23 protein-coding genes and 1 pseudogene are annotated in these 21,072 nt (G+C 69.1%); 14 read left to right on the top strand and 10 right to left on the bottom strand.

What is annotated here, in order from left to right; all coding sequences use genetic code 11:
* Window positions 1–409: 409 nt before the first annotated feature.
* Window positions 410–619, top strand: a pseudogene (locus J8M50_RS12400) (zinc ribbon domain-containing protein); the annotation flags it as partial.
* Window positions 620–971: 352 nt separating this feature from the next.
* Window positions 972–1,769 carry a site-2 protease family protein gene (locus tag J8M50_RS12395; RefSeq protein WP_010358588.1) on the top strand — a complete coding sequence of 266 codons (798 nt, stop codon included), beginning with the start codon at window positions 972–974 and terminating at the stop codon, window positions 1,767–1,769.
* Here J8M50_RS12395 and J8M50_RS12390 read toward each other — a convergent pair.
* Window positions 1,762–1,932, bottom strand: coding sequence for a hypothetical protein (locus J8M50_RS12390; protein WP_010358587.1), 171 nt, complete (start codon window positions 1,930–1,932; stop codon window positions 1,762–1,764). The genes J8M50_RS12395 and J8M50_RS12390 overlap by 8 nt on opposite strands.
* Before the next feature lie 54 nt (window positions 1,933–1,986).
* A complete protein-coding gene (gene npdG / locus J8M50_RS12385; RefSeq protein WP_010358586.1) occupies window positions 1,987–2,691 on the bottom strand; it encodes an NADPH-dependent F420 reductase in 705 nt (234 codons plus the stop codon).
* A gap of 102 nt (window positions 2,692–2,793) precedes the next feature.
* Between npdG and J8M50_RS12380 the strand changes: the two genes are divergently transcribed.
* Together J8M50_RS12380 and J8M50_RS12375 are read left to right on the top strand one after the other, a co-directional pair.
* The gene (locus tag J8M50_RS12380) at window positions 2,794–3,393 is read left to right on the top strand and encodes a hypothetical protein (protein WP_010358585.1); all 600 of its coding nucleotides are present in this window, start codon (window positions 2,794–2,796) and stop codon (window positions 3,391–3,393) included.
* 88 nt (window positions 3,394–3,481) lie between these two features.
* Window positions 3,482–4,756 carry an MFS transporter gene (locus tag J8M50_RS12375; RefSeq protein WP_010358584.1) on the top strand — a complete coding sequence of 425 codons (1,275 nt, stop codon included), beginning with the start codon at window positions 3,482–3,484 and terminating at the stop codon, window positions 4,754–4,756.
* Between the two features lie 16 nt (window positions 4,757–4,772).
* Here the strand turns inward: J8M50_RS12375 and J8M50_RS12370 are convergent, their stop codons facing one another.
* Window positions 4,773–5,012, bottom strand: coding sequence for a hypothetical protein (locus J8M50_RS12370; protein WP_010358583.1), 240 nt, complete (start codon window positions 5,010–5,012; stop codon window positions 4,773–4,775).
* Between the two features lie 59 nt (window positions 5,013–5,071).
* Between J8M50_RS12370 and map the strand changes: the two genes are divergently transcribed.
* Together map and J8M50_RS12360 are read left to right on the top strand one after the other, a co-directional pair.
* Window positions 5,072–5,929: a type I methionyl aminopeptidase gene (gene map / locus J8M50_RS12365; RefSeq protein WP_010358582.1), complete on the top strand. Its 858-nt coding sequence runs from the start codon at window positions 5,072–5,074 to the stop codon at window positions 5,927–5,929.
* A 149-nt stretch (window positions 5,930–6,078) separates the two neighbouring features.
* Entirely contained in the window at window positions 6,079–6,726 is a 648-nt protein-coding gene (locus tag J8M50_RS12360) for a biliverdin-producing heme oxygenase (protein ID WP_029184446.1), read from the top strand.
* A gap of 8 nt (window positions 6,727–6,734) precedes the next feature.
* Here the strand turns inward: J8M50_RS12360 and J8M50_RS12355 are convergent, their stop codons facing one another.
* The 4 genes from J8M50_RS12355 to J8M50_RS12340 all read right to left on the bottom strand — a co-directional run bounded on the left by J8M50_RS12355 (window position 6,735) and on the right by J8M50_RS12340 (window position 8,893).
* Window positions 6,735–7,037: a hypothetical protein gene (locus J8M50_RS12355; protein ID WP_010358580.1), complete on the bottom strand. Its 303-nt coding sequence runs from the start codon at window positions 7,035–7,037 to the stop codon at window positions 6,735–6,737.
* Window positions 7,034–7,297, bottom strand: coding sequence for a DUF6247 family protein (locus tag J8M50_RS12350; RefSeq protein WP_010358579.1), 264 nt, complete (start codon window positions 7,295–7,297; stop codon window positions 7,034–7,036). The genes J8M50_RS12355 and J8M50_RS12350 overlap by 4 nt, the downstream gene beginning before the upstream one ends.
* 107 nt (window positions 7,298–7,404) lie before the next feature.
* Complete coding sequence (locus J8M50_RS12345) at window positions 7,405–8,049, bottom strand: PhzF family phenazine biosynthesis protein (RefSeq protein WP_010358578.1); 645 nt, start codon at window positions 8,047–8,049, stop codon at window positions 7,405–7,407.
* The gene (locus tag J8M50_RS12340) at window positions 8,042–8,893 is read right to left on the bottom strand and encodes a hypothetical protein (RefSeq protein WP_029184445.1); all 852 of its coding nucleotides are present in this window, start codon (window positions 8,891–8,893) and stop codon (window positions 8,042–8,044) included. Before J8M50_RS12340 ends, J8M50_RS12345 begins: the two co-directional genes overlap by 8 nt.
* Window positions 8,894–8,979: 86 nt before the next feature.
* On the opposite strand from J8M50_RS12340, the gene J8M50_RS12335 reads away from it, so the two are divergent.
* The 6 genes from J8M50_RS12335 (at window position 8,980) to J8M50_RS12310 (ending at window position 15,980) form a co-directional block, all read left to right on the top strand.
* Complete coding sequence (locus tag J8M50_RS12335) at window positions 8,980–10,056, top strand: FecCD family ABC transporter permease (protein ID WP_010358576.1); 1,077 nt, start codon at window positions 8,980–8,982, stop codon at window positions 10,054–10,056.
* A 711-nt stretch (window positions 10,057–10,767) separates the two neighbouring features.
* On the top strand, window positions 10,768–11,595 hold the full coding sequence (locus tag J8M50_RS12330; protein WP_029184444.1) for a heme ABC transporter ATP-binding protein: 828 nt from the start codon (window positions 10,768–10,770) through the stop codon (window positions 11,593–11,595).
* A gap of 189 nt (window positions 11,596–11,784) precedes the next feature.
* Window positions 11,785–12,921 (top strand): iron uptake system protein EfeO, encoded by a 1,137-nt coding sequence (gene efeO / locus J8M50_RS12325; protein ID WP_010358573.1) that lies wholly within the window; start codon window positions 11,785–11,787, stop codon window positions 12,919–12,921.
* 10 nt (window positions 12,922–12,931) lie between these two features.
* Entirely contained in the window at window positions 12,932–14,164 is a 1,233-nt protein-coding gene (gene efeB, locus J8M50_RS12320) for an iron uptake transporter deferrochelatase/peroxidase subunit (RefSeq protein WP_010358572.1), read from the top strand.
* Between the two features lie 3 nt (window positions 14,165–14,167).
* Complete coding sequence (efeU, locus tag J8M50_RS12315) at window positions 14,168–15,022, top strand: iron uptake transporter permease EfeU (RefSeq protein ID WP_010358571.1); 855 nt, start codon at window positions 14,168–14,170, stop codon at window positions 15,020–15,022.
* The gene (locus J8M50_RS12310) at window positions 15,000–15,980 is read left to right on the top strand and encodes an SCO2278 family lipoprotein (RefSeq protein WP_010358570.1); all 981 of its coding nucleotides are present in this window, start codon (window positions 15,000–15,002) and stop codon (window positions 15,978–15,980) included. The genes efeU and J8M50_RS12310 overlap by 23 nt, the downstream gene beginning before the upstream one ends.
* Before the next feature lie 73 nt (window positions 15,981–16,053).
* On the opposite strand, the gene J8M50_RS12305 is transcribed toward J8M50_RS12310, so the two are convergent.
* The 3 genes from J8M50_RS12305 to J8M50_RS12295 all read right to left on the bottom strand — a co-directional run bounded on the left by J8M50_RS12305 (window position 16,054) and on the right by J8M50_RS12295 (window position 18,522).
* Window positions 16,054–16,797, bottom strand: coding sequence for a bifunctional DNA primase/polymerase (locus J8M50_RS12305; RefSeq protein WP_010358569.1), 744 nt, complete (start codon window positions 16,795–16,797; stop codon window positions 16,054–16,056).
* A gap of 108 nt (window positions 16,798–16,905) precedes the next feature.
* Window positions 16,906–17,511, bottom strand: a complete 606-nt coding sequence (locus tag J8M50_RS12300) for a TetR/AcrR family transcriptional regulator (RefSeq protein ID WP_010358568.1) — start codon at window positions 17,509–17,511, stop codon at window positions 16,906–16,908.
* A gap of 9 nt (window positions 17,512–17,520) precedes the next feature.
* Window positions 17,521–18,522 (bottom strand): Gfo/Idh/MocA family protein, encoded by a 1,002-nt coding sequence (locus tag J8M50_RS12295; RefSeq protein WP_010358567.1) that lies wholly within the window; start codon window positions 18,520–18,522, stop codon window positions 17,521–17,523.
* Window positions 18,523–18,656: 134 nt separating this feature from the next.
* Here J8M50_RS12295 and J8M50_RS12290 point away from each other — a divergent pair, with 134 nt between their 5' ends.
* Both J8M50_RS12290 and J8M50_RS12285 read left to right on the top strand, forming a co-directional pair.
* A complete protein-coding gene (locus J8M50_RS12290) occupies window positions 18,657–19,943 on the top strand; it encodes a multidrug effflux MFS transporter (protein WP_010358566.1) in 1,287 nt (428 codons plus the stop codon).
* Window positions 19,895–21,070, top strand: coding sequence for a serine hydrolase domain-containing protein (locus J8M50_RS12285; RefSeq protein WP_040838041.1), 1,176 nt, complete (start codon window positions 19,895–19,897; stop codon window positions 21,068–21,070). The genes J8M50_RS12290 and J8M50_RS12285 overlap by 49 nt, the downstream gene beginning before the upstream one ends.
* The last annotated feature ends 2 nt before the right edge of the window (window positions 21,071–21,072 follow it).

Here is a 21,072-nt window from a genome sequence, read left to right as displayed (position 1 = left end):
GCGAGAGATCACCGTGCGACGGGCTCGCACCACCAACTCCAACGAGTGATCAAGCAGACGGTGTTGACGCCGCTGGTGGTCGTGAAGGCGCCGAACGCCGCCGATCTTGGCGGAGGCATCATGGCCAGGCTGAAAGAAGGCGTGCGTCCGGAGCCCACACAACCAACAGCAGCGTCAGCGCTGGGTGGGTGGCGGACACGAGGGCACCCGATGGCACCGCTCTCTGGGAAGGCATCTTGGCCGTGACGTTGAGAGGTATCCGGAACTCACGAGGCCACCACCCGCCAGCTGGGTTGCGCAGCCGTGCTCGTCGGAGACCTTGACGGCCCGGTGGAGTGCAGGCGTCACAACCTGTTCGAACCAACTCGCCGACTGGCGAGAGCCGGTGAGTTCCTTACAGGGGAATTAGGCTGAAAGCGCCGGACGGGAAGTGATCGCCGTGGACCCCCGCAACACCTCCCGACGGTGCCCCGAATGCGGGCACACCACCAAGGAGAACCGGCCCACACAGGACAAGTTCCACTGCGTCGACTGCGGCCACACCGCACACGCCGACACAGTCGGAGCTGTCAACGTTCTCCGGGCCGGGCTGGTCCGTCGCGAAGCCCAATCGGCATAGCGAGAAGCCCCCTCAGCTCACGAGGCGAGGGGGAGGAGTCACTGTCCTTGTGGACGCCCGGCCGCGCCGGGCCTAGTGATCCGAGGAGGTGGTGTGCTCCTGCTCCCCCACGGGCGACGCGACCTCCACGACGAACGGCAACAGTGACTCGCCGACCTCGCTCTCCCCCGCCCGCAGCGGGCTCCGGCGTGTACCCCCACGGGACGGCACCACCGCGAAGCCCCCCACCGGCGTCCAGCTCGAAGTCCACGCCCCCACCCTGGCAGGAACCCTCGCCCGCCCGCGGACCGTTTGTCAGACATCACCTGTACGGTCTACCCGTACACCCCGCCCTAACCAGGAGCCCACCCCCATGACCAGCACCACCTCTCGCCACAGCGACCGGCGGATCAGTCCGGTGTTTCTGGGGATTCTGGCCGTTACCGCGGTGACCGGGTGGGCGACCTGGACGGGGTTCGCGGAGACTCCCGGGGTCGCGGTGTTCCTGTTCGTCACGGCCGCGTGGATCGTGTCGCTGTGTCTGCACGAGTACGCGCACGCCCGCACGGCGTTGCACGGCGGCGACATCACCGTGGGCGCCAAGGGGTACCTCACGCTGAACCCGCTCAAGTACACGCACGCCCTGCTGAGCATCGTCCTCCCCGTGATCTTCGTGATCATGGGCGGGATCGGGCTGCCCGGCGGTGCCGTGTTCATCGAGCGCAACCGGATTCGGGGGCGCTGGCGGCACAGTCTGATCTCGGCGGCGGGGCCCCTCACCAACGTACTGTTCGCCGTCGTCTGCACGGCGCCGTTCTGGCTGGACGCCCTCGACGGCGTCCCCGCGGAGTTCCGGTTCGCGCTCGCGTTCCTCGCGTTGTTGCAGGTGACGGCCGCGCTGCTGAACTTCCTGCCGGTGCCGGGGCTCGACGGGTACGGCGTGATCGAGCCCTGGCTGCCGTACAGCGTGAAACGCCAGGTGGAGCCGTTCGCGCCGTTCGGCCTGCTGTTCGTGTTCGCGGTGCTGTGGGTGCCGTCGATCAACAACGGTTTCTTCGACGTGATCGACGCGATCCTGCGCGGCCTGGGCATCGACAACTTCTCGACGTACTGCGGTCAGGAGCTGTACCGCTTCTGGCAGGGCGACAACGAGTTCTGCTCGGTCAACTGACCTTCGCGCGCCGCCAGTAGTACCAGGTCATGTTGGACGACAGCCCCGCGATCAGCACCCACACGACCCCCAGGAAACTCCCCTGGACGAACGAGACGACGGCCGCCGCCACGGCGAGCAGGCAGACGACGAGGGCGTAGAGGGCGAGGCGGGGCATGTCCATGAGCTCCTGTCGGGGGACACCGGTGTACGACGCCGACCAGTGTCCCCCATCGCCTCAGATGTCCGTGACCCGCAGCCCGGCGTGCGCCTTGTACCGCCGGTTGACGGAGATCAGGTTCGCGACCAGCGACTCCACCTGATGCGCATTGCGCAGCCGCCCGGCGAAGACGCCCCGCATGCCGGGGATGCGCCCGGCCAGCGCCTGCACGATCTCCACGTCGGCCCGCTCCTCCCCGAGCACCATGACGTCCGTGTCGATCTCCTCGATCTCCCGGTCCATCAGCAGCACCGCCGAGAGATGGTGGAACGCGGCGGCGACCCGCGAGTCCGGCAGCAGCGCGGCGGCCTGCTCGGCGGCGCTCCCCTCCTCCGGCTTCAGCGCGTACGCGCCCTTCTTGTCGAACCCGAGCGGGTTGACGCAGTCGACGACGAGCTTCCCGGCGAGTTCCTCGCGCAGGGACTCCAGCGTCTTCCCGTGCCCGTCCCACGGCACCGCGACGATGACGACGTCGCTGCGGCGCGCGGTCTCCGCGTTGTCCGCGCCCTCGACACCGTGCCCCAGCTCGGCCGCCGCCTCCTGCGCGCGCTCGGCGGCCCGCGAGCCGATGATCACCTGCTGCCCGGCCTTCGCGAGCCGGTACGCGAGCCCCTTGCCCTGCGGCCCGGTCCCGCCCAGCACGCCGACGACCAGGCCGGATACGTCGGGGAGGTCCCAGGGGTCCTTGGGGGCGGGCTTGTCTGCACTGTCCGTAGAGGTCATGGGCCCGACCTTACGTCGGCACCGCCCCCGAGCCGTTCCCGGACGGGTGAATACCCGTAGTACCCGAGACCGACCCCCACCCCCTGCGGCAGGCTGCGCCCCATGGACGCCGTACGTGTCGCCTTGCTGCGCGAAGTGCTCGCCGGGACCGAGTGGCTGACCTCGACGCGGAGGTTCGCCCAGGTACTACGCGGCTCGGTGGTGACGCACGGGGGCGGGCTGCTCCTCGTCGGCACGCCGGAGTACGAGCCGTGGCACCTCGCCGCGCACCTCGTCGACGAGGCCGCCTGGTCCGGTACGCCCGAACTGGCGCCGACCCTCGTACGGCACGGCGCGCGCCCGTCCGACCCCGCGCACCTCGCGGTCGGCCCCGGCAGGATCGAGGGCGCGCGGCGCGGCGAGACCCTCCTGGTGGTGGCGCCGACGGAACCGGCCCCGCTCCTCGAACGCGTCCACGCGGCGCGCCGGGCCGGGGTGACCGTCCTCGCGCTCGGCTGGGGCGGGGGCGAGCTGGGGGCGATGGCGCACGAGACGCTGGACGTCAGGGAGGGCGCGGAGCTGGACCTGGACACGGTCCAGCACCTGGTGAGCGCGGGGGCCGGTGAGCAGGCGGTCGTCCAGCAACGGGGACGTAAACGGTTTCTGGACCGTCTCTCCCGGGTCGCGGAGGCGCTGACGGCTCCGCCGCCGGCCGCATGGTGAAACGGCCCGCGCAGTGAGGTGGCCCGCTTGCTGAAACGTACGAAAACCGTTTGCCGCGCCCCCTCACCCCCGCCGACCATGTCCCCTCGTGACCCCCACCTCCCTCCTCCCCGACCTCCGCCCCTGGCACGCCTCCCGGGACTTCCGCAGGCTGTGGCTGTCCGGGCTGGTCTCAGCGTTCGGGAGTTTCCTGACGTTCGTCGCGCTGCCGGTGCAGGTCAAGGAGCTGACGGGGTCGGCAGCGGCCGTGGGCGCGATCGGGGCGGTCGAGCTGGTGCCGCTGGTCGTGTTCGGGCTGTACGGCGGTGCGCTGGCCGACGCGGTAGACAAGCGGACGCTGATCGTGTGGACGGAGGCCGGTCAGGGCGTCCTGAGCGCGGGACTGCTGGTCAACGCGTTGCTGCCGACCCCGCTGATCTGGCCGTTGTACGTGATCGCCGCGCTGACGGCCGTACTGACCTCGATCCAGCGGCCCGCGCTGGACTCCCTGTGGCCCCGGATCGTCGACCACGAACACCTCCCGGCCGCCGCCGCGCTGAGTTCGCTGCGGCGGACGATCGGCGGGGTCGCGGGGCCCGCGCTGGCGGGGCTGGTCGTGGCGTACGCCGGGTTGGGGTGGGCGTACGGCGCCGACCTCGTGACGTTCGTGGTGTCGGTGCTGCTGATGGCGGGCGTCGCGGCGTCCCCGGCGGCGCACGAGGCGGCGAAACCTTCCCTCGCGGCGATCAGGGAGGGGGCGCGGTACGCGTGGGGGCGCAAGGATCTGCTGGGTACGTACGCCGTCGACCTCGCGGCGATGTTCTTCGCGATGCCGCTGGCGCTACTGCCGTTCCTGGCCGACGAGTTGGGGGCGCCGTGGGCGCTGGGGCTGATGTACGCGGCGCTGCCGTTCGGGTCGCTGCTGGTGAGCCTGACGAGCGGCTGGACCTCGCGGGTGCACCGGCACGGGCGGATCGTCGTCCTCATGGCCGCGCTGTTCGGGGTGGCCGTCGCGGGCGCCGGACTCGTACGGAACGTGTGGCTCGTGCTGCTCCTGCTGACCGTCGCCGGTGGGGTCGACATGGTCAGCGGGATCTTCCGTTCGGCGATCTGGAACCAGACGGTCCCGGACGAGCTGCGTGGCCGCCTCGCCGGGATCGAGCTCCTGTCGTACTCCGCGGGCCCGACCCTCGGCCAGGTCCGCTCCGGCTCGTTCGCGGCGTGGTTCGGGATCCGTACGTCGATGTGGTCGGGCGGGGTGCTGTGCGTGGGCGCGGTGGGGGCGCTCGCGCTGTGCCTGCCGGCGCTGATGAGGTACGACGCGCGGACGGACGTCCACGCGCTGCGGGTGCGGGATCAGCGAACGGCGGCGAAGACGTCGTAACCGCTTTCAGTGTTTTTCAGCCGTTGCTGTTCTCGTCCTCGCTCCTCCCCGCGCCGTCGTTCCACTTCGCGTCGTTCTCCCACTCAAGGTTCCGCTCGCGGGCGGTCTCCATCGCGTGTTCCGCCTCCTTGCGGGAGGCGTAGGGGCCGAAGCGGTCCTTGCCGGGGCAGTCGGGGCCTTCCTCGACCTTCTTGTGCTCCAGGCAGTAGAACCATTCGCCGGGCTTGCCGGTCGTGCGCTTCTTGAAGAGGGCCATCACGGGGCTCCTTTCACCACGGACATGGTCCCCCATCCCCGCTCGTTAGACTCGTCGTCATGTCTGGCCAGTCGCTGCTCGCACCAGGGGAGCTGTCTCCCATCCGCACGGTCCCCGGAAACATCCGGCGCCCCGAGTACGTCGGCAAGCCCGCGCCGACGCCGTACACCGGCCCGGAGGTGCAGACGCCGGAGACGGTCGAGGCGATGCGCACCGCCGGGCGGATCGCGGCGCGGGCGATGGAGGAGGCGGCGAAGCACATCGCGCCGGGCGTGACGACCGACCTCCTCGACAAGGTCGCGCACGACTACATGTGCGACCACGGGGCGTACCCCTCGACGCTGGGTTACCGCGGCTTCCCGAAGTCCCTGTGCACCAGCGTGAACGAGGTCATCTGCCACGGCATCCCGGACTCGACGGTGCTGCGCGACGGCGACATCGTGAATCTCGACGTAACCGCTTACATCGGCGGCGTGCACGGCGACAACAACGCGACGTACCTGGTCGGCGAGGTGGACGAGGAGTCGCGGCTGCTGGTGGAGCGGACGCGGGAGTCGTTGAGCCGCGCGATCAAGGCGGTCCGGCCCGGCCGGCAGATCAACATCATCGGCCGGGTCATCGAGTCGTACGCGAAGCGGTTCGGGTACGGCGTCGTACGGGATTTCACCGGGCACGGCATCAACTCGTCGTTCCACTCGGGGCTGATCGTCCCGCACTACGACAGCCCGCACGCGACGACGGTGATCCAGCCGGGGATGACGTTCACGATCGAGCCGATGCTGACGCTGGGGACGCACGAGTACGACATGTGGGACGACGGGTGGACGGTCGTCACGAAGGACCGCCGGCGGACGGCGCAGTTCGAGCACACGCTGGTGGTGACGGAGACGGGGGCGGAGATCCTGACGCTGCCGTAGCTCTTGGGGAGGACCCCTTTCGGACCCGGCCTCTGTCGAGGTCGGGTCTTTTTCTGTACGCTTTTACCGACATGATGTCGGCAAGTTTCCCGACTCAGCGTCGGCAAAGTTGTTGACCCAGGTAAGCCTTACCTAACAAGATGTGGGCCATGGACTCCTTCTCGACCGTCATCCGCACCGCGTCCCACGAGCAGCACGTGGAGGCCGAGACCTCGACGTTCATGTCCGATCTGCTGGGCGGGCGCCTGGGCGTCGACGCGTACGCCCGTTACACCGAGCAACTCTGGTTCGTGTACGAGGCGTTGGAGGCGGGTGCGGAACGCCTCGCGGCCGATCCTGTCGCCGGGCCCTTCATCCAGCCGGAGTTGTTCCGGCTGAGCGCGCTGGAGCGGGATCTCGCGCATCTGCGGGGGCCGGGGTGGCGTACGGGGCTGTCGGCACTGCCCGCAACTCGCGCTTACGCGGAGCGAGTTCGGGAGTGTGCGGAGGAGTGGCCCGGCGGGTACATCGCCCATCACTACACGCGGTACCTCGGTGACCTCTCCGGCGGGCAGATCATCCGCGACAAGGCGGAGCGGACGTGGGGGTTCGCGCGGAAGGGGGACGGGGTGCGGTTCTACGTGTTCGAGGGGATCGGGAATCCGGCGGCGTTCAAGCGGGGGTATCGGGAGCTGTTGGACGCCGTGCAGGCCGATGAGTTGGAGAAGCAGCGGATCGTGGGTGAGTGCAAGAGGGCGTTCGCGCTCAACACGGGGGTGTTCCGGGGGTTGGGGGAGGAGTTCGCGGTGAGCGCGTGAGGGTGGTGTCAGAGCCAGGGTTCGTCGGCGGGGTCGTCGGGGGTGACGCTTATGATCACGACGGCCGGGGGGCGCGGGGCGTAGGTGTAGACGTACACGACGGTCAACCCCTGTGTACCCGGGCGTGGTTCGATGCGGGTCCGGTACACCACCTGGGAACCGGCCGCGCCCCTCGAACCGCGCAGGACGCCGAGCCGGGGGTTGTCCTCCAGCTCCCGCCTCAGCTGCTCGACCGCTTCGTGAGCGGCCGGCGCCAGGGCGTCGAGCCGCTTGGCCGCAGCGGTCGCGATCACCGCGATCGCGTGGCTCACGCGTGGCCCTTCCGCTTGATCTCGGCGATGATCTCAAGGCCTTCCTGGAGCGCGCCGTCGAACTCGGGGTCGCTGTAGGCGCGGATGCTCCCGGCGTATGTCCTGATGACCTGGGCGACCCTGCCGAGATCAGCGGCCGTGGAGGCGTCGAGCGCACGCGCGAGGTCCGCCTCGAAGTCCTCCCTGTCGCCGGGGAAACCCCGGCCCTCTCTCAGCGCGGCGCGGATCTCGGCCACGGTTCTGAGCGGGAGACGTGTCATGGGTTCTCCTCACTCCCGTCACTCCAGGCAGGCGGTCACCTCCATTGTCCCGCCTCTCCCCCGGTCGGGGGCCGGTTCCTGGCTTGTCATCTCGTACGACGGCGGGTTCAGCGTTCCAGGAGGACGCGGCCCCCGACCTCCACCCAGCCGTACGGCTGCGGGGCCGTGAGGATCTGGGAGCCCGCGCCCTGCGTGATGTTCAGCGCGCGGCCGAGCTGGTCGGTGAGGAGGATCGCCGCCGCGCCGGTCGCCTCGTCCTCGTCGATGCCGTCGTCGCGGCCGGGGAAGGCGCGTGCGCGGACGCGGCCGGCCGCTTCGTCGAGCCAGGCCCAGGCGTAGATCCACTCGCCGGGCGGGGGGACCGGGAGGTCGTCGACCTCGGCGGCGCTGCCGTACTGGCGGAGGGTTCTGGGCGGTGCCCACTCCGCGCGGGCCTCTATCCAGCTGAACTCGCCGTCCAGCCGGGCGCCGACCTCGCCGGCCGGGGTGACCAGTTCGGGGACGTCGAGGAGCCAGGCGGTGCCGACGCAGGGGTGGCCGGCGAAGGGGAGGCGGAGGGTGGGCGTGTAGATGTCGATGACGCCGCGCTCGGGGTCGTCGACGAACACGGTTTCGCTGAAGCCGAGTTTGGCGGCGAGTTCCTGCCGCTCGTTGCGCTCGGGTATTCGCGAACCGTCGCGAATCACCCCGAGTTCGTTGCCGTACCCTCCGCCGGGCGCGCAGAAGACGCGGAGGACGTCGTAATCAGTCACCCGGGAATTGAAACATCGCGCGGGCTGCCGTTTGGTCCCAGGCTGCTGCTCCGCCGGGGAGGGGCCAGGAGCGGGTGGGGGCCGCTTGGTACGGGAGAGCGGCGAGGGCGTGGGCGAGGTGGGTGTCCGGGCGGGGCCGGAAGGTCAAGTCGCCCTGGTTTCCCTCGCCATGACTCTCCGTCATTTCCGCCGCATCTCTCCGCCAGTCCTCCTCGTCCGGCACGCGCGCCAGCACCACGCACGGCGGTGTTCCGCCCTCCTCCAACGCCGCGACCGCCCTGTCATGACCGTCCAGCAGGAGCCAGCCGTCGAACGCGGTGACCCACCAGAGGAGGACCGGGGGAAGGGTGCCTTCTCTGGCTCGTTTTCTGTACGCCTTGACGCGGGGTGCGTCCGGTGGGGAGAGGGGGCGGAGGGGGACGATGCCGTGCCAGCCGTGGGCGGACCAGTCGAGGTGGGCGGTGGGCCAGGTGCGGACGAGGTCGGGGGCGTGCCAGACGTAGGGCGGGAACGTGGTGCGGGCGTAGAGGTGCCAACGGGAGGGGTGGAGCGGGGTGTTCGGGGAGTCCTCCAGCCATCTTGCGTACTGGTGGGGCCAGTTGGGGTTGTGTGCTGTGCGGATCGGGGGGAGGGGGGAGGTGTGGCCCTCGAAGCGGGTCAAGTGGACGCCCTGGTTGGCTTGTTCGACCTTTGCCAGGAGGACGGTGCGGGTGTTTTGGCGGAGGAGGATGCGGCCTCCGTCTGCCGCCTCGAAGCGGAGAGGGGGGCGGGGGGTGCTCGTCGGGGCCTTGATGTTCAGGGCCACGGCGTGCGGGCCCAAGGGTTCGCGGTGAGCTCTTGGCATGGGGGTAGTTTGAGGCGTCGAGGTGGCTTTCTTAGGTGAGGCTAACCTAATATTTTGGCGTCGGGATCGGATGGGGAGGGTGTTGGATGGCTGTGCTGGAGACGGGTGTTGGGCGGGGCGAGAAGGTGGGGGTTGGGCGGCGGCGGGAGTGGTGGGTTGGGGTGGGGCTTGTTGTGGGGTTGGTGGTGTTGGTGCCGGTGGCCGCTGGGGTTGGGGCTTATCCGATTCCGGTCGGGGATGTGCTGGGGTCCGTTGGGCATCGGGTGGGGCTTCGGGGTGGGGAGTTGGATCGGGTTGCTGAGTCCGTGCTGTGGAATGTGCGGTTTCCTCGGATTGTGCTGGCGTTGCTCGTGGGGGCGTCCTTGGGGTGTGCGGGGGCGCTTATGCAGGGGGTGTTCGGGAATCCGTTGGCTGAGCCCGGGGTGATCGGGGTTTCTTCGGGGGCTGCGGTGGGGGCGGTTGCGGCTATTGCCATGGGGGTGGGGTTTCTGGGGAGCTGGACTGTTCCGGCTTTTGCGTTTGTGGGTGGGTTGGGGACTGCATTGTTGGTTTACGCGTTGTCCCGGAGCGAGGGGAAGGCTGAGGTGGTGACTCTTATTCTTACCGGGATCGCCGTCAATGCGTTTGGTGGCGCCCTTATCGGGTTGTTCCTGTTCTTCGCCGATACCGCTGCCGTGAATCAGATCGTGTTCTGGCAGCTCGGGTCTTTGTCGCAAGCGACCTGGCCCAAGGTGTTGGCTGTTCTGCCGTGCACAGTTGTCGGGCTTGCGCTTACGCCTCTCTATTCTCGGCGGCTCGATCTGCTCTCGCTCGGGGAGCGGTCCGCTCGGCATCTCGGGGTTGATGTGGAGCGGCTTCGGGTTGTGCTGATTCTGGTGATTGCGCTGCTGACGGCTGCGGCGGTGAGTGTTTCCGGGATCATCGGGTTCGTGGGGTTGGTGATTCCCCACTTGTTGCGGATGGCGGCGGGGCCGGGGCATCGGTTCTTGGTGCCGGCGAGTGCGTTGTTGGGGGCGTTCATTTTGTTGGCGGCGGATCTTGCGGCCCGGACTGTGGCTGCGCCTGCGGAGTTGCCGTTGGGGGTGCTTACGGGGTTGCTGGGGAGTCCGTTCTTCTTTTGGCTGCTGCGGCGGACTCGTAAGCGGCAAGGGGGGTGGGTTTAGGGGGTGCGTTGCCGGGTGCGGGTTCGTTGTGGCTGATCGCGCAGTTCCCCGCGCCCCTAAAAGACATGCGGCACCCCGGCATCAAAGACTCACCGCCGCTGAGCGGAAGCGGCAAAGGAGATGGGTTTAAGGGTTGCGCTGCCGAGTGCGGGTTCGCTGTGGCTGATCGCGCAGTTCCCCGCGCCCCTAAAAGACATGCGGCACCCCGGCATCAAAGACTCACCGCCGCTGAGCGGAAGCGGCAAAGGAGGTGGGTTTAAGGGTTACGTTGCCGGGTGCGGGTTCGTCGTGGCTGATCGCGCCCACGCGGCGGAGCCGCATATCGATACAGCCCCGCGCCCCTAAAAAACCATGCGGCGCCCGGCACCAACAGCTCGACGCCGTTAAAAAGGAAAGCTTCCCCCGACGCCAGAGTTCACCGCCGCTTAGAACGCACAGCCAGCCCGGCACCAAAGCTCACCACCGCCTAGAACACACAGCCACCCCGGAGCCAAAGTTAGCCGCTCCTCAAAAACCGCCCAACCCTGTGGTAAAAGCTCGCCGCCGCCAAAAAGACCACCGCCCGCCCAGCCCAAAAACCCACCGCCCCCACCCCCACAGGCCCCCCTCCACGCCGTAACCCGACTACAACCCCGCCGCCCCTCATAACACCCCCCTGTACCCGGGCAAATGCAAAAACCACCAACCCACCCCACCCTCCCAAGGAACCCCATGAAACTCCTCCGCCCCCACCCCACTCCCCCACCCCCTCCCACCCCCGGCGACACCCTCGCCGAAGCCCGCGACCTTCACCTGAATCTCGGCCCCCACCCCATCCTCCACGGCATAACCCTCCCCATCCACGCCGGTGAACTCCTCGCCCTCGTAGGCCCCAACGGCGCCGGCAAATCCACCCTCCTCGCAGCCCTCGCCGCCGACCTCCCCGCCACACAGGGCGCTGTGCATATCCACGGCCGCCCGGCACGGGAGTGGACCGCCCCCGAACTCGCCCTGAGACGCGCGGTGTTGCCGCAGGCGGCGGCTGTTTCTTTTCCGTTCGCCGTTGAGGAGGTTGTGCGGATGGGACGCGCACCCCACGCCACCTCACCCGCCGAGGACGAGGCAATCGTCCACGCGGCGATGGCGGCGACGGAAGTGACCCCCTTCGCCAACCGCCCGTTCTCAGCACTCAGCGGCGGCGAACGCGCAAGAGTCGCCCTCGCCCGAGTCCTGGCCCAGCAGACCCCGTTGCTCCTCCTCGACGAACCCACAGCGGCCCTGGACCTGAAGCATCAGGAACTGGTGCTGAGGATCTGCCGGGAACGGGCGGCACAGGGCGACGCGGTGGTCGTGGTCCTGCACGACCTCGGCCTGGCAGCGGCATACGCGCACAGGATTGCCGTCCTGCACAAAGGACAGCTCGCGGCAGAAGGCCCCCCGGCGGAGATCTTCACCGACACCCTCCTCTCAAAGGTCTACGACCACCCCATCGAGGTCCTCCCCCACCCCGAAACCGCCACCCTCCTCGTCACCCCCCGCAGAAACACCCCGAACCTTTGAAGTTCCTTTGACGCCGACATTACGTCCGCTTTAGACGGCCGTAACCACCCCGTACCCGTAAGCCATTTTTGAGAGGTGAATCACTGCACGCAGGGGTATGCCCCAGGTAAGCCTGAGCTAAGTTAGGCGAGCCTCACCGAACCCTGTGAGCCCCGTCACGAACCTTTTCAGCCACTCGGGAGACCCCGCATGCGCGCCGCCAGACTCGTTGCCACCGCAGCCGCGACCCTCGCGGCACTGACCGCCGTCACGGGCTGCACGGAGAAGAGCACAGCGGAGAACGGCGACCACGTCATCAAGGTGACGGCGACGGACGAGAAGTGCGAGACGTCGAAGAAGTCGGTGGCGGCGGGCCACGTCGAACTGGCCGTGGAGAACAAGGGATCGAAGGTCACCGAGGTGTACCTGCTGTTCCCGGACGACAGGATCGTGTCGGAGCGGGAGAACATCGGCGCGGGGACGAAGCAGCGGCTGACGGCGGAAGTGAAGGCCGGCGACTACCAGATCGCGTGCAAGCCGGGCATGAAGGGCAAGGGCATCCGCCAGCCCCTCACGGTGACCGGAAAGTCGACCACGAAGCACGACCCGCGTCTGGACAAGGCGGTGGCCGAATACCGCGAGTACGCGCAGGAGCAGGCCGACGCGACGCTCCCGAAGGTGAAGGTCTTCACGGACGCGATCCAGGCGGGCAACCTCGCGGCGGCGCAGGCCGCGTACGCCCCGTCCCGCATCGGCTGGGAGCGCACCGAGCCGGTCGCGGAGTCGTTCGGCGACATCGACCCGCTGGTGGACACCCGCGCGGACGGCCTGGACCCCGGCCAGAAGTGGACGGGCTGGCACCGCCTGGAGAAGGCCCTGTGGCAGGACAAGAAGATCGGCGCCGAGGAGAAGACGCTCGCGGCGCAGCTCGTCAAGGACCTCACGGACTGGCAGAAGCGGGTCGGCACCGCCGTGATCACGCCGACGTCGATGGCCAACGGCGCCAAGGAACTTCTGGACGAGGTCGCCACCGGCAAGGTCACCGGCGAGGAGGACCGCTACTCGCACACGGACCTCGTCGACTTCAAGGCGAACGTCGAGGGCGCCCAGGAGGCGTTCACGCTGCTGCGGCCGATCGCCCAGAAGAACAACCCTTCGCTGGTGGGCGAGTTGGACAAGCAGTTCGCCGCGCTGGACACGCTGCTCGACAAGTACCGCACGGACAAGGCGTCCTACGACTTCGTGTCCTACGACAAGGTGACCGAGGCGCAGCGCAAGGAGCTGTCGGACGCGGTGAACGCGCTCGCGGAACCGCTGTCCAAGCTCGCCGCGGCCGTGGTCAAGTAGGGCTCCGGACATGGCAGACACGACTCAACCCCCTTCCCGCCGCGCCCTGTTGGGCTGGGGCGGCGCCGGGCTCGCGTTCGGTGCCGTGGCGGCCGGTACCGCCGTGGCGGTCACCGGTGACACGGGATCCGGTGACCCTTCCACGGCTGTCGAGTTCCACGGCGAGCACCAAGCCGGTATCGCGACCGCCGTACAAGACCGTCTGCACTTCGCGGCGTTCGATGTGACGACCACCGAACGTGCCGAATTCGTCCAGCTGTTGAAGGACTGGACGGACGCGGCGCGGAAGATGACCGGGGGGAAGCCGGTCGGGGAGGGGGCGTTCGGGGGGCTCGCCGAGGCTCCGCCGGACGACACCGGGGAGGCGCTCGGGCTGAAGCCGTCGCGGCTGACGCTGACGATCGGGTTCGGGCCTTCGTTGTTCGCGAAGTTCGAGCTGGGCAAGCAGCGGCCCGAGGCGTTGGTCGAGTTGCCTCAATTCCCTGGTGAGGCGCTGGACTTGGCGCGTTCCAACGGGGATCTGTGTGTGCAGGCGTGCGCCGATGATCCACAGGTCGCCGTGCACGCCATTCGTAACCTCGCGCGGATCGGGTTCGGGAAAGTCGTCGTGCGGTGGTCCCAACTCGGGTTCGGGAAGACCTCGTCGACCACGCCGGATGCTCAAACCCCCCGCAATCTCATGGGGTTCAAGGACGGCACCCGGAACATCGCGGGGACCGAGACGGACCGGCTGGCCAAGTTCGTGTGGGCGTCCGAGAAGGACGGCCCGGCGTGGATGGCCGGCGGGTCGTATCTCGTGGCCCGGCGGATCCGGATGCACATCGAGACCTGGGACCGAACGTCCTTGCAGGAGCAGGAAGATGTCTTCGGGCGGGACAAGGGCGAGGGTGCTCCGGTCGGCAAGGCCAAGGAGCACGACGTGCCGTTCCTGAAGGCGATGAAGCCGGACGCGCATGTGCGGCTCGCGCACCCCGAGTCCAACGGCGGGTCGACGATCCTGCGCCGGGGCTACTCCTTCACCGACGGGACCGACGGACTCGGGCGCCTGGACGCGGGGTTGTTCTTCCTCGCGTACCAGCGCGATGTGCGGGACGGATTCATCAAGATCCAGCGGCACTTGGCGACCGACGCGCTCAACGAGTACATCCAGCACGTGGGTTCGGCGGTGTTCGCCGTGCCGCCGGGGGTCCGGGACGCGGACGACTGGTGGGGCCGGGCCCTGTTCGACGCGAAGGGGGAATGACCGGTGTTCTCCAACTACTTGATCGGGCTGCGGGAAGGGCTGGAAGCCAGCCTCGTCGTCTGCATCCTCATCGCGTACCTCGTCAAGACCGGCCGCAGGGACGCGCTGAAGCCGATCTGGCTCGGGGTCGCCACGGCCGTCGTGATCGCCCTCGCGTTCGGGTCCGCGCTCGAATTCGGGTCGCAGGAGCTGACGTTCGAGGCGCAGGAGGCGCTCGGCGGGTCGCTGTCGGTCGTGTCGGTCGGGCTCGTGACGTGGATGGTGTTCTGGATGCGGCGCACCGCGCGGCACCTGAAGGCCGAGCTGCACGGCAAGTTGGACGCCGCGCTCGCGATGGGCACGGGCGCGCTGGTCGCGACCGCGTTCCTCGCCGTCGGCCGGGAGGGCCTGGAGACGGCCCTGTTCATCTGGACGTCCGTGCACGCCGCCGGGGACGGGACACCAAGGCCCTTGGTCGGAGCGGGACTTGGGCTCGCCACCGCCGTACTGCTCGGCTGGCTGTTCTACCGGGGTGCGCTGCGGATCAATCTCGCCAAGTTCTTCACGTGGACCGGGGGGATGCTGGTCGTCGTCGCGGCGGGCGTACTCGCCTACGGATTCCACGACTTGCAGGAGGCGGGGTGGCTGCCCGGCCTGAACAAGCTGGCGTTCGACATCAGTGACACGATCGAGCCGGACAGCTGGTACGGGACGCTGCTCAAGGGGGTGTTCAACTTCCAGCCGGATCCGACCGTGCTCCAGGTCACGGTGTGGCTCCTGTACCTGGTCCCGACGCTCGCGATCTTCCTCGCCCCGGTAGGGTTCGCCTCCGGGAAAAGGAAGGTGAAGTCACCTGATGATCAGGCTGCGCAGGCGTGACCGGAACGCGCTCATAGCGGTCGTACTGACCGGTGTGTCCCTCACGGCGAGTGGTTGTGTGGTGGTCCACGGGGAACGCGAGGTCGTCCCGACCACCACCCCGGCCGAAGCCGCCCAGGCGGTCCAGGAGTTCACGGCGGCCTACAACAAGGCCGACAAGGCGTACGACAGTTCGCTGGACGCCGACTACACGACCGGCCCGCTCGGCGTCATCGACGCGGCGCGGCTGAAGGCCGGGAAGATCACCGACCCCGGCGGCAACCCGAACCACCAGCCGCTGGCGCTGTCGGACGTCCAGGTCACGATCCCGAAGAAGGCCGGCTGGCCGCGCTGGTTCGTCGCCGACTCGCAGGCCAACCGGGGCGGGACGTCGCGCTGGGTCATGGTGTTCACGCGCAACGACGTCGCCGAGCCGTGGCAGGCCGCGTTCCTGACGCTGGTCGCGCCGGGGAAGCTGCCCGCGCTCAAGCGGGACGCGCAGGGGTACGCCGAGGAGGTACCGGCCGTCTCGCCCGAACTCGCCGTCTCCACCGACAAGTTGAGCGCCGCGTACGCGGACTATCTGCGGACCGGGCAAGGTGCCTTCGCCGACGGGACGTACACGAGCGCGCTGCGGGCCACTCGGGACAAGGCCACGCGGCCGGGGCTCGCGACGCAGTATCTCGACGAGGCGCTGAACGACAGCGACTACCGGCCGGTCGCGCTGCGTACCGCCGACGGGGGTGCCCTCGTCTTCTTCTCGGGGCACAACTACACGAAGCAGACGGCTGCCGCCGGGACCGCCGTACCCACGCCGAACGCGAGCGTGAAGGCGCTGACGACCGGCGAGATCAAGCAGTCGCTGACGATGGAGTTCGTGTCGAACGCGGTGGCCGTGGACCCGATGAAGGGGATCGGGGACGGGAAGGTGTCTCTGCTGAGCCGGGTGGAGGGGCTGACCGGCGCGAAGGGGGAGTAACGGGGAGCAAGCGGTTACAGCAACGGCTTGGGCTGCGGCTCCGGAAACTTGCCAGCAACCGGTTACAGCAACCTCAGGTTCGCAACGGCCAGGAACCGGTTGCTACGTCTTCTCCGCCGTCCCCCGTCTCCGCGTACCTCGCGCACGCGTCCGTCAGCGCCTCCAGCAGGGTCAGCGGGTCCGGGAGTGCGTACTCCGGGCCCCGTACCCAGTGCACCGACTGTCCGTCGTCGCCCGGCAGGCGGGCCGGTGGGACCAGGACGTACGAGCCCCGGCAGTGCCAGCGCAGCCCGGGGTGTTCGTCCATCGTCTCGGGGTGGCAGTCGAGTTCGCAGGGCCACCACTCGTCCTCGTCCTCGGGTGTGCCCCGTGTGAGGGTGAAGAAGAGGATGCGGCCGTCGTCGGACTCGGCGACCGGGCCGACCTCGATGCCCGCCGCGAGGAGCCGGTCGAGGGCGGCGCGGCCGGCCTGCCGGGGGACGTCGAGGACGTCATGGGTGGTGCCGGTCGCGGTGATGAAGTTGGCCTGCGGCTGGTGGCGTACCCAGCGTTCGACCTGGGCGCGGTCGGTGGTGGACTGCGTCTGCCAGGCGAAGGAGATGGGATGCCGGGCGGGGGTGGGACAGCCGACGCGGTCGCAGGAGCAGCGGTAGCCGGCGGCCGGGTGGGCGGCGGGCGCGATCGGGAGGCCCGCTTCGGCGACGGCCAGCAGCAGGGCTTCGCGCTCGCCGCCGGCGTCGGTCTCGGGGGCGCTGCCCCGCAGCCACTGGGTGAGTCTGACCCTCAGGCCGGTCCGGCCGATCGCCTCCGCGCTCATCTGTCCCCTCGCGTCGCTGTGGTGGGCACAGCATGCCTCATGGCTCCGCCCGGCGCGGAACCGGGGTGCCTTGTCGGGACATAAGCACCACCCGGGGACAGGTGGCGCTCAGCGGGGCGCGATGCCGTACAGCGCGTACTCGACGATCATGTCCGTGTACTCGTACGACAGCTCTCCCGTGCGCTGGAGCCAGCGTTGCGCGAGGGGGGCGACGAAGAGTTCGAGGGCGATCCGGGGGTCGATGCCCGGCCTCAACTGGCCCGCGTCGGCGGCGGATCGCAGCCTCTCGGTGTACAACTCGAAATTCGGTTCCAGCAACTTTGCTACGACGGACCGGCCGAGTTTCTCGTCGACGAGGCCTTCCGCGCTGAGCGCTCGGGCGGGGGCGTCGAAGCGGGGGTCCATCAGGTTGTCGATGGTCGCGCGCAGGACGAGTTTGAGGTCGGCGGCGAGGTCGCCGGTGTCCGGGATGCCCGGGGCGTCCTCGGCTCCCGCCTGCTGCTCGCCGAGGTCGAGGAACGCCTCCAGGAGGACGTCCGCCTTCGACCCCCACCACCGGTAGATGGTCTGCTTCCCGACGCCGGCGCGGGCGGCGATGCCCTCGATCGTCGTTTTTGTGTAACCGGTTTCCGCAACGAGGCTCAGGGCAGCCGCGTAGATGGCGCGCCGGGACGTCTCGCTGCGCCGGCTGGCGTCGGGTGTTCTGCTGGACATGCGCTCAGATTAAGCGCGCTCTCCGGGGTACCGGACGCCGATCTGCTCGCGGACCGCGTCCAGTGTGCGCATCACCGCGAGCGTGCCGTCGAGGGGGACCAGCGGGGACTGGGTCTCGCCCGCGCGTACGGCCCGCATGACCTCGCGGGCCTCGTGGCGGAAGCTCGCCGCCGGGCCCTCGGCGGGGTCGTGGGCGAACTCCTCGGGGTCGCGGCCGACGCGGTGCAGGACGAAGCGGTCGGCGTGGAAGAAGCCGGACGGGATGTCGATGCGGCCCTTGGTGCCGGTGATGGACGCGGAGACGGACGTACCGCCGTCGAGGGAGCAGTGCAGCGCGGCAAGCGCGCCGGAGTCCCAGGACAGGGCCAGCGCCGTCTGGAGGTCGACGCCCTCCGGGGAGAGGACCGCGCGGGCGGAGATGCCGGAGGGCTCGCCGAGGAAGAGGTGCGCGAAGGAGACCGGGTAGACGCCGAGGTCGAGGAGGGCGCCGCCGCCCTGGGCGGGGTCGCGCAGGCGGTGGGCCGGTGAGAAGGGGCCTTCGAGGCCGAAGTCGGCCTGGACGGTGCGGACTTCGCCGATCGTCCCGTCGTCGACGACCTGCTTGATGCGGCGGATGACCGGGTTGCAGTACATCCACATCGCCTCCATCAGGAAGCGGTCGTTGTCGCGGGCGAGGGCGATGAGTTCCTCGGCCTCACGCAAGTTCAACGTAAACGGTTTCTCGCACAGGACATGCCGCCCGGCCTCCAGGCAGAGCCCGGCGGCGGCGCGGTGCGCGGAGTGCGGGGTGGCGACGTACACGACGTCGATGTCGTCGTCGGCGGCGAGCGATGCCCAGTCGCCGTACGCGCGCGGGATGCCGAACCGTTCGGCAAACGCTTTCGCGCTGTTTTCCGTGCGGGAGCCGACCGCTACGACCTCCGCGTCCGGCAGGTCGATCAGGTCCGCCGTGAAGGCGGCGGCTATTCCGCCGGTCGCCAGGATTCCCCACCGCACGCTGTCCGCCGTCATCAATGCCACGCTTCCGTCTCGCACCAGTCCCGTGGGCCCGCCACCTGCCTGGTCCCACAGTCCGAACATCACGTTCGAGCATTCCGTACGAGCTGAGAGCATAGGGGGCGGACCGGGAGAAGAGGGAGGGGCACATGCCTGAAGGTGGGGCACCGATATCGCAGGCGACGCGGGCTGCCGCGTCGCCGACGCTTGTCAGCCGCCGCCGTACGGGGCTGCTGGTCACGCTGCTGCTCGGCGGGCTGACCGCCACTCCCCCGCTGTCGATGGACATGTACCTTCCGGCGCTGCCGGAGGTCACCGACTCCCTGCACGCGCCGGCCGCGACCGTGCAGCTCACGCTCACCGCGTGCCTTGCGGGCATGGCGCTCGGGCAGCTCGTCGTGGGGCCGATGAGCGATCGGTGGGGGCGGCGGCGTCCGCTGCTCGCCGGGCTGGTCGTGTATGTGATAGCAACCGCTCTCTGCGCTGTTGCGCCGAACGTCGAGACGCTGGTCGCCTTTCGGCTCGTCCAGGGGCTCGCGGGGGCTGCGGGCATCGTCATCGCTCGGGCCGTCACGCGTGATCTGTACGACGGTGACGCGATGGCTCGGTTCTTCTCGACGTTGATGCTGATCTCCGGGATCGCGCCGATCATCGCGCCGTTGATCGGCGGGCAGATTCTGCGGTTCACGGACTGGCGGGGCGTGTTCGTCGTCCTCATCGGGGTCGGGGTGCTGCTCACCGCGCTGGTGTGGGTGCGGTTGCCGGAGACTCTGGAGCCCGCCGACCGGCACGACGGTGGGGTCGGTGAGGCGTTGCGCGCCATGCGGGGGCTTCTTGCTGATACCGCTTTCTCCGGTTACATGCTGACCGGTGGGTTCGCGTTCGCCGCGCTGTTCGCTTACATCTCCGCGTCGCCGTTCGTCGTCCAGGAGATCTACGGGGCCTCCCCGCAGACGTACAGCCTGCTGTTCGGGATCAACTCCGTGGGGCTCATGGCCGTCGGGCAGATCAACGGGAAGGTGCTGGTCGGGCGGGTGCGGCTGGACCGGGTGCTGCTGGTGGGGCTGCTGGTGATCGTCGGCGCGTCCGTCGCGTTGCTGTTGATGACGTCCGGGGTGTTCGGGGAGGTCGGGCTCGTGCCGGTGGCCGCCGCGCTCTTCGTTCTCATGTCCGCGATGGGGATGAGCCTGCCCAATGCTCAGACGCTGGCGTTGTTGCGTACGAAGCACTCCGCCGGGTCGGCGTCCGCGCTGCTGGGGACGTCGTCGTTCCTGGTGGGGGCGGTGGCTTCACCTCTGGTGGGGGTCGCCGGGGAGCACACCGCCGTCCCGATGGCCGTCGTCCAGGTGGTCGCGTCCGTGGTGGCGCTCGGGTGTTTCGTGGGAATGTGCCGTCCGGGGAAGGTCCGCGTCGACACCGAGGGAGCCGACAACTGAGCGCACCGAGACTTCGTCCGGATACGGCCGCGCGGGCCTGTCTGGATGCTGGGGAGTTGGGGTTGCTGCGGGATGAGGTGCATGCGCTGACTGTTGGGCCGCATCCGTGGGCGGCGGGGGTGGTGGTGGTTGCGGGGCGGGGGTCGGTGATTGCTCTGCGGGAGGCTGCGGGGTGGGCTGTGCGGTTCGATTCCTACGATGGTGAGGGTGGCGTCGGCGTCGAGTTACCGGTGTCCGAGCAGATGCCGATGGCCTTGGACACCCCCTTCGACCTCGCCTCCCTCACCAAGCTGTTCACCTCCGTCGCCGCTGTGCAGCAGATCGAGCGGGGGCGGCTCGGGATCGATGCTCGGGTGGGGGCCTACCTGCCCGACTTTCCTGCCTTGCGGCGGTACGGGACTACCGTGCGTCAGCTTCTTACGCATACGTCCGGGCTGCGGCCCGAGTTGCCGCTGTACGCCTGCGCCGATGACGCCGAGCGGCTGGAGCTGTTGCGTGCGGAGGAACCGGTGGGTGTGCCGGGGGCGTACCTCTACTCCGATCTCAACATGTTGTTGCTGCAACAGTTGCTGGAGCGTCTCACCGGGCGCACGCTCGACGTCCTGATCCACGAGGGGATCACCCGGCCGCTGGGGATGACCTCGACGGACTTCGGTCCGTGTCCCGGCGCCGCGGCGACCGAGGATCAGCGGCGGCCGTGGGCGAAGGCGGACCGGGGGATGCTGCGGGGTGAGGTGCACGACGAGAACGCGTGGGCGCTGGGCGGGGTGGCCGGTCATGCCGGGTTGTTCTCGACGGGGCAGGACCTCGCCGTGTTCTGCCGGACGCTGTTGAACGGGGGGTCGTACGGGACGGCGCGGATTCTTGGAAGCGATTACGTGGATCTGCTGCTGGACCCGCCGGGGCTGGGGTTCGCGGTGGATCAGGCGTGGTTCATGGGCGAGTTGGCGGGGCGGGGTGCGGCGGGGCACACGGGGTTCACGGGGACGTCGCTGGTGGTGGACCGGGCTACGGATACGTTCCTGGTGTTGCTGGCGAACACGGTGCATCCGCGCCGACGACAGGGCGGGAGCGGGCCGAGGGCTCGGGCGGCGACGAGGTTGGCTCGGGCGGTACTCCCGACCTGAGA

Origin of the sequence: Streptomyces acidiscabies (assembly GCF_020010905.1) — a bacterium.
Taxonomy (GTDB): domain Bacteria; phylum Actinomycetota; class Actinomycetes; order Streptomycetales; family Streptomycetaceae; genus Streptomyces; species Streptomyces acidiscabies.
This window is presented reverse-complemented; position numbering and strand designations above follow the sequence as displayed.

What these genes read in the sequence shown, in the direction of transcription:
- J8M50_RS12395 (WP_010358588.1), top strand. Translation starts at nt 972, where the DNA reads ATGACCAGCACCACCTCTCGCCACAGCGACCGGCGGATCAGTCCGGTG.
- J8M50_RS12390 (WP_010358587.1), bottom strand. Translation starts at nt 1,932, where the DNA reads ATGGACATGCCCCGCCTCGCCCTCTACGCCCTCGTCGTCTGCCTGCTC.
- npdG (WP_010358586.1), bottom strand. Translation starts at nt 2,691, where the DNA reads ATGACCTCTACGGACAGTGCAGACAAGCCCGCCCCCAAGGACCCCTGG.
- J8M50_RS12380 (WP_010358585.1), top strand. Translation starts at nt 2,794, where the DNA reads ATGGACGCCGTACGTGTCGCCTTGCTGCGCGAAGTGCTCGCCGGGACC.
- J8M50_RS12370 (WP_010358583.1), bottom strand. Translation starts at nt 5,012, where the DNA reads ATGGCCCTCTTCAAGAAGCGCACGACCGGCAAGCCCGGCGAATGGTTC.
- map (WP_010358582.1), top strand. Translation starts at nt 5,072, where the DNA reads ATGTCTGGCCAGTCGCTGCTCGCACCAGGGGAGCTGTCTCCCATCCGC.
- J8M50_RS12360 (WP_029184446.1), top strand. Translation starts at nt 6,079, where the DNA reads ATGGACTCCTTCTCGACCGTCATCCGCACCGCGTCCCACGAGCAGCAC.
- J8M50_RS12350 (WP_010358579.1), bottom strand. Translation starts at nt 7,297, where the DNA reads ATGACACGTCTCCCGCTCAGAACCGTGGCCGAGATCCGCGCCGCGCTG.
- J8M50_RS12340 (WP_029184445.1), bottom strand. Translation starts at nt 8,893, where the DNA reads ATGCCAAGAGCTCACCGCGAACCCTTGGGCCCGCACGCCGTGGCCCTG.
- J8M50_RS12335 (WP_010358576.1), top strand. Translation starts at nt 8,980, where the DNA reads ATGGCTGTGCTGGAGACGGGTGTTGGGCGGGGCGAGAAGGTGGGGGTT.
- J8M50_RS12330 (WP_029184444.1), top strand. Translation starts at nt 10,768, where the DNA reads ATGAAACTCCTCCGCCCCCACCCCACTCCCCCACCCCCTCCCACCCCC.
- efeO (WP_010358573.1), top strand. Translation starts at nt 11,785, where the DNA reads ATGCGCGCCGCCAGACTCGTTGCCACCGCAGCCGCGACCCTCGCGGCA.
- efeB (WP_010358572.1), top strand. Translation starts at nt 12,932, where the DNA reads ATGGCAGACACGACTCAACCCCCTTCCCGCCGCGCCCTGTTGGGCTGG.
- J8M50_RS12310 (WP_010358570.1), top strand. Translation starts at nt 15,000, where the DNA reads ATGATCAGGCTGCGCAGGCGTGACCGGAACGCGCTCATAGCGGTCGTA.
- J8M50_RS12305 (WP_010358569.1), bottom strand. Translation starts at nt 16,797, where the DNA reads ATGAGCGCGGAGGCGATCGGCCGGACCGGCCTGAGGGTCAGACTCACC.
- J8M50_RS12300 (WP_010358568.1), bottom strand. Translation starts at nt 17,511, where the DNA reads ATGTCCAGCAGAACACCCGACGCCAGCCGGCGCAGCGAGACGTCCCGG.
- J8M50_RS12295 (WP_010358567.1), bottom strand. Translation starts at nt 18,522, where the DNA reads ATGACGGCGGACAGCGTGCGGTGGGGAATCCTGGCGACCGGCGGAATA.
- J8M50_RS12290 (WP_010358566.1), top strand. Translation starts at nt 18,657, where the DNA reads ATGCCTGAAGGTGGGGCACCGATATCGCAGGCGACGCGGGCTGCCGCG.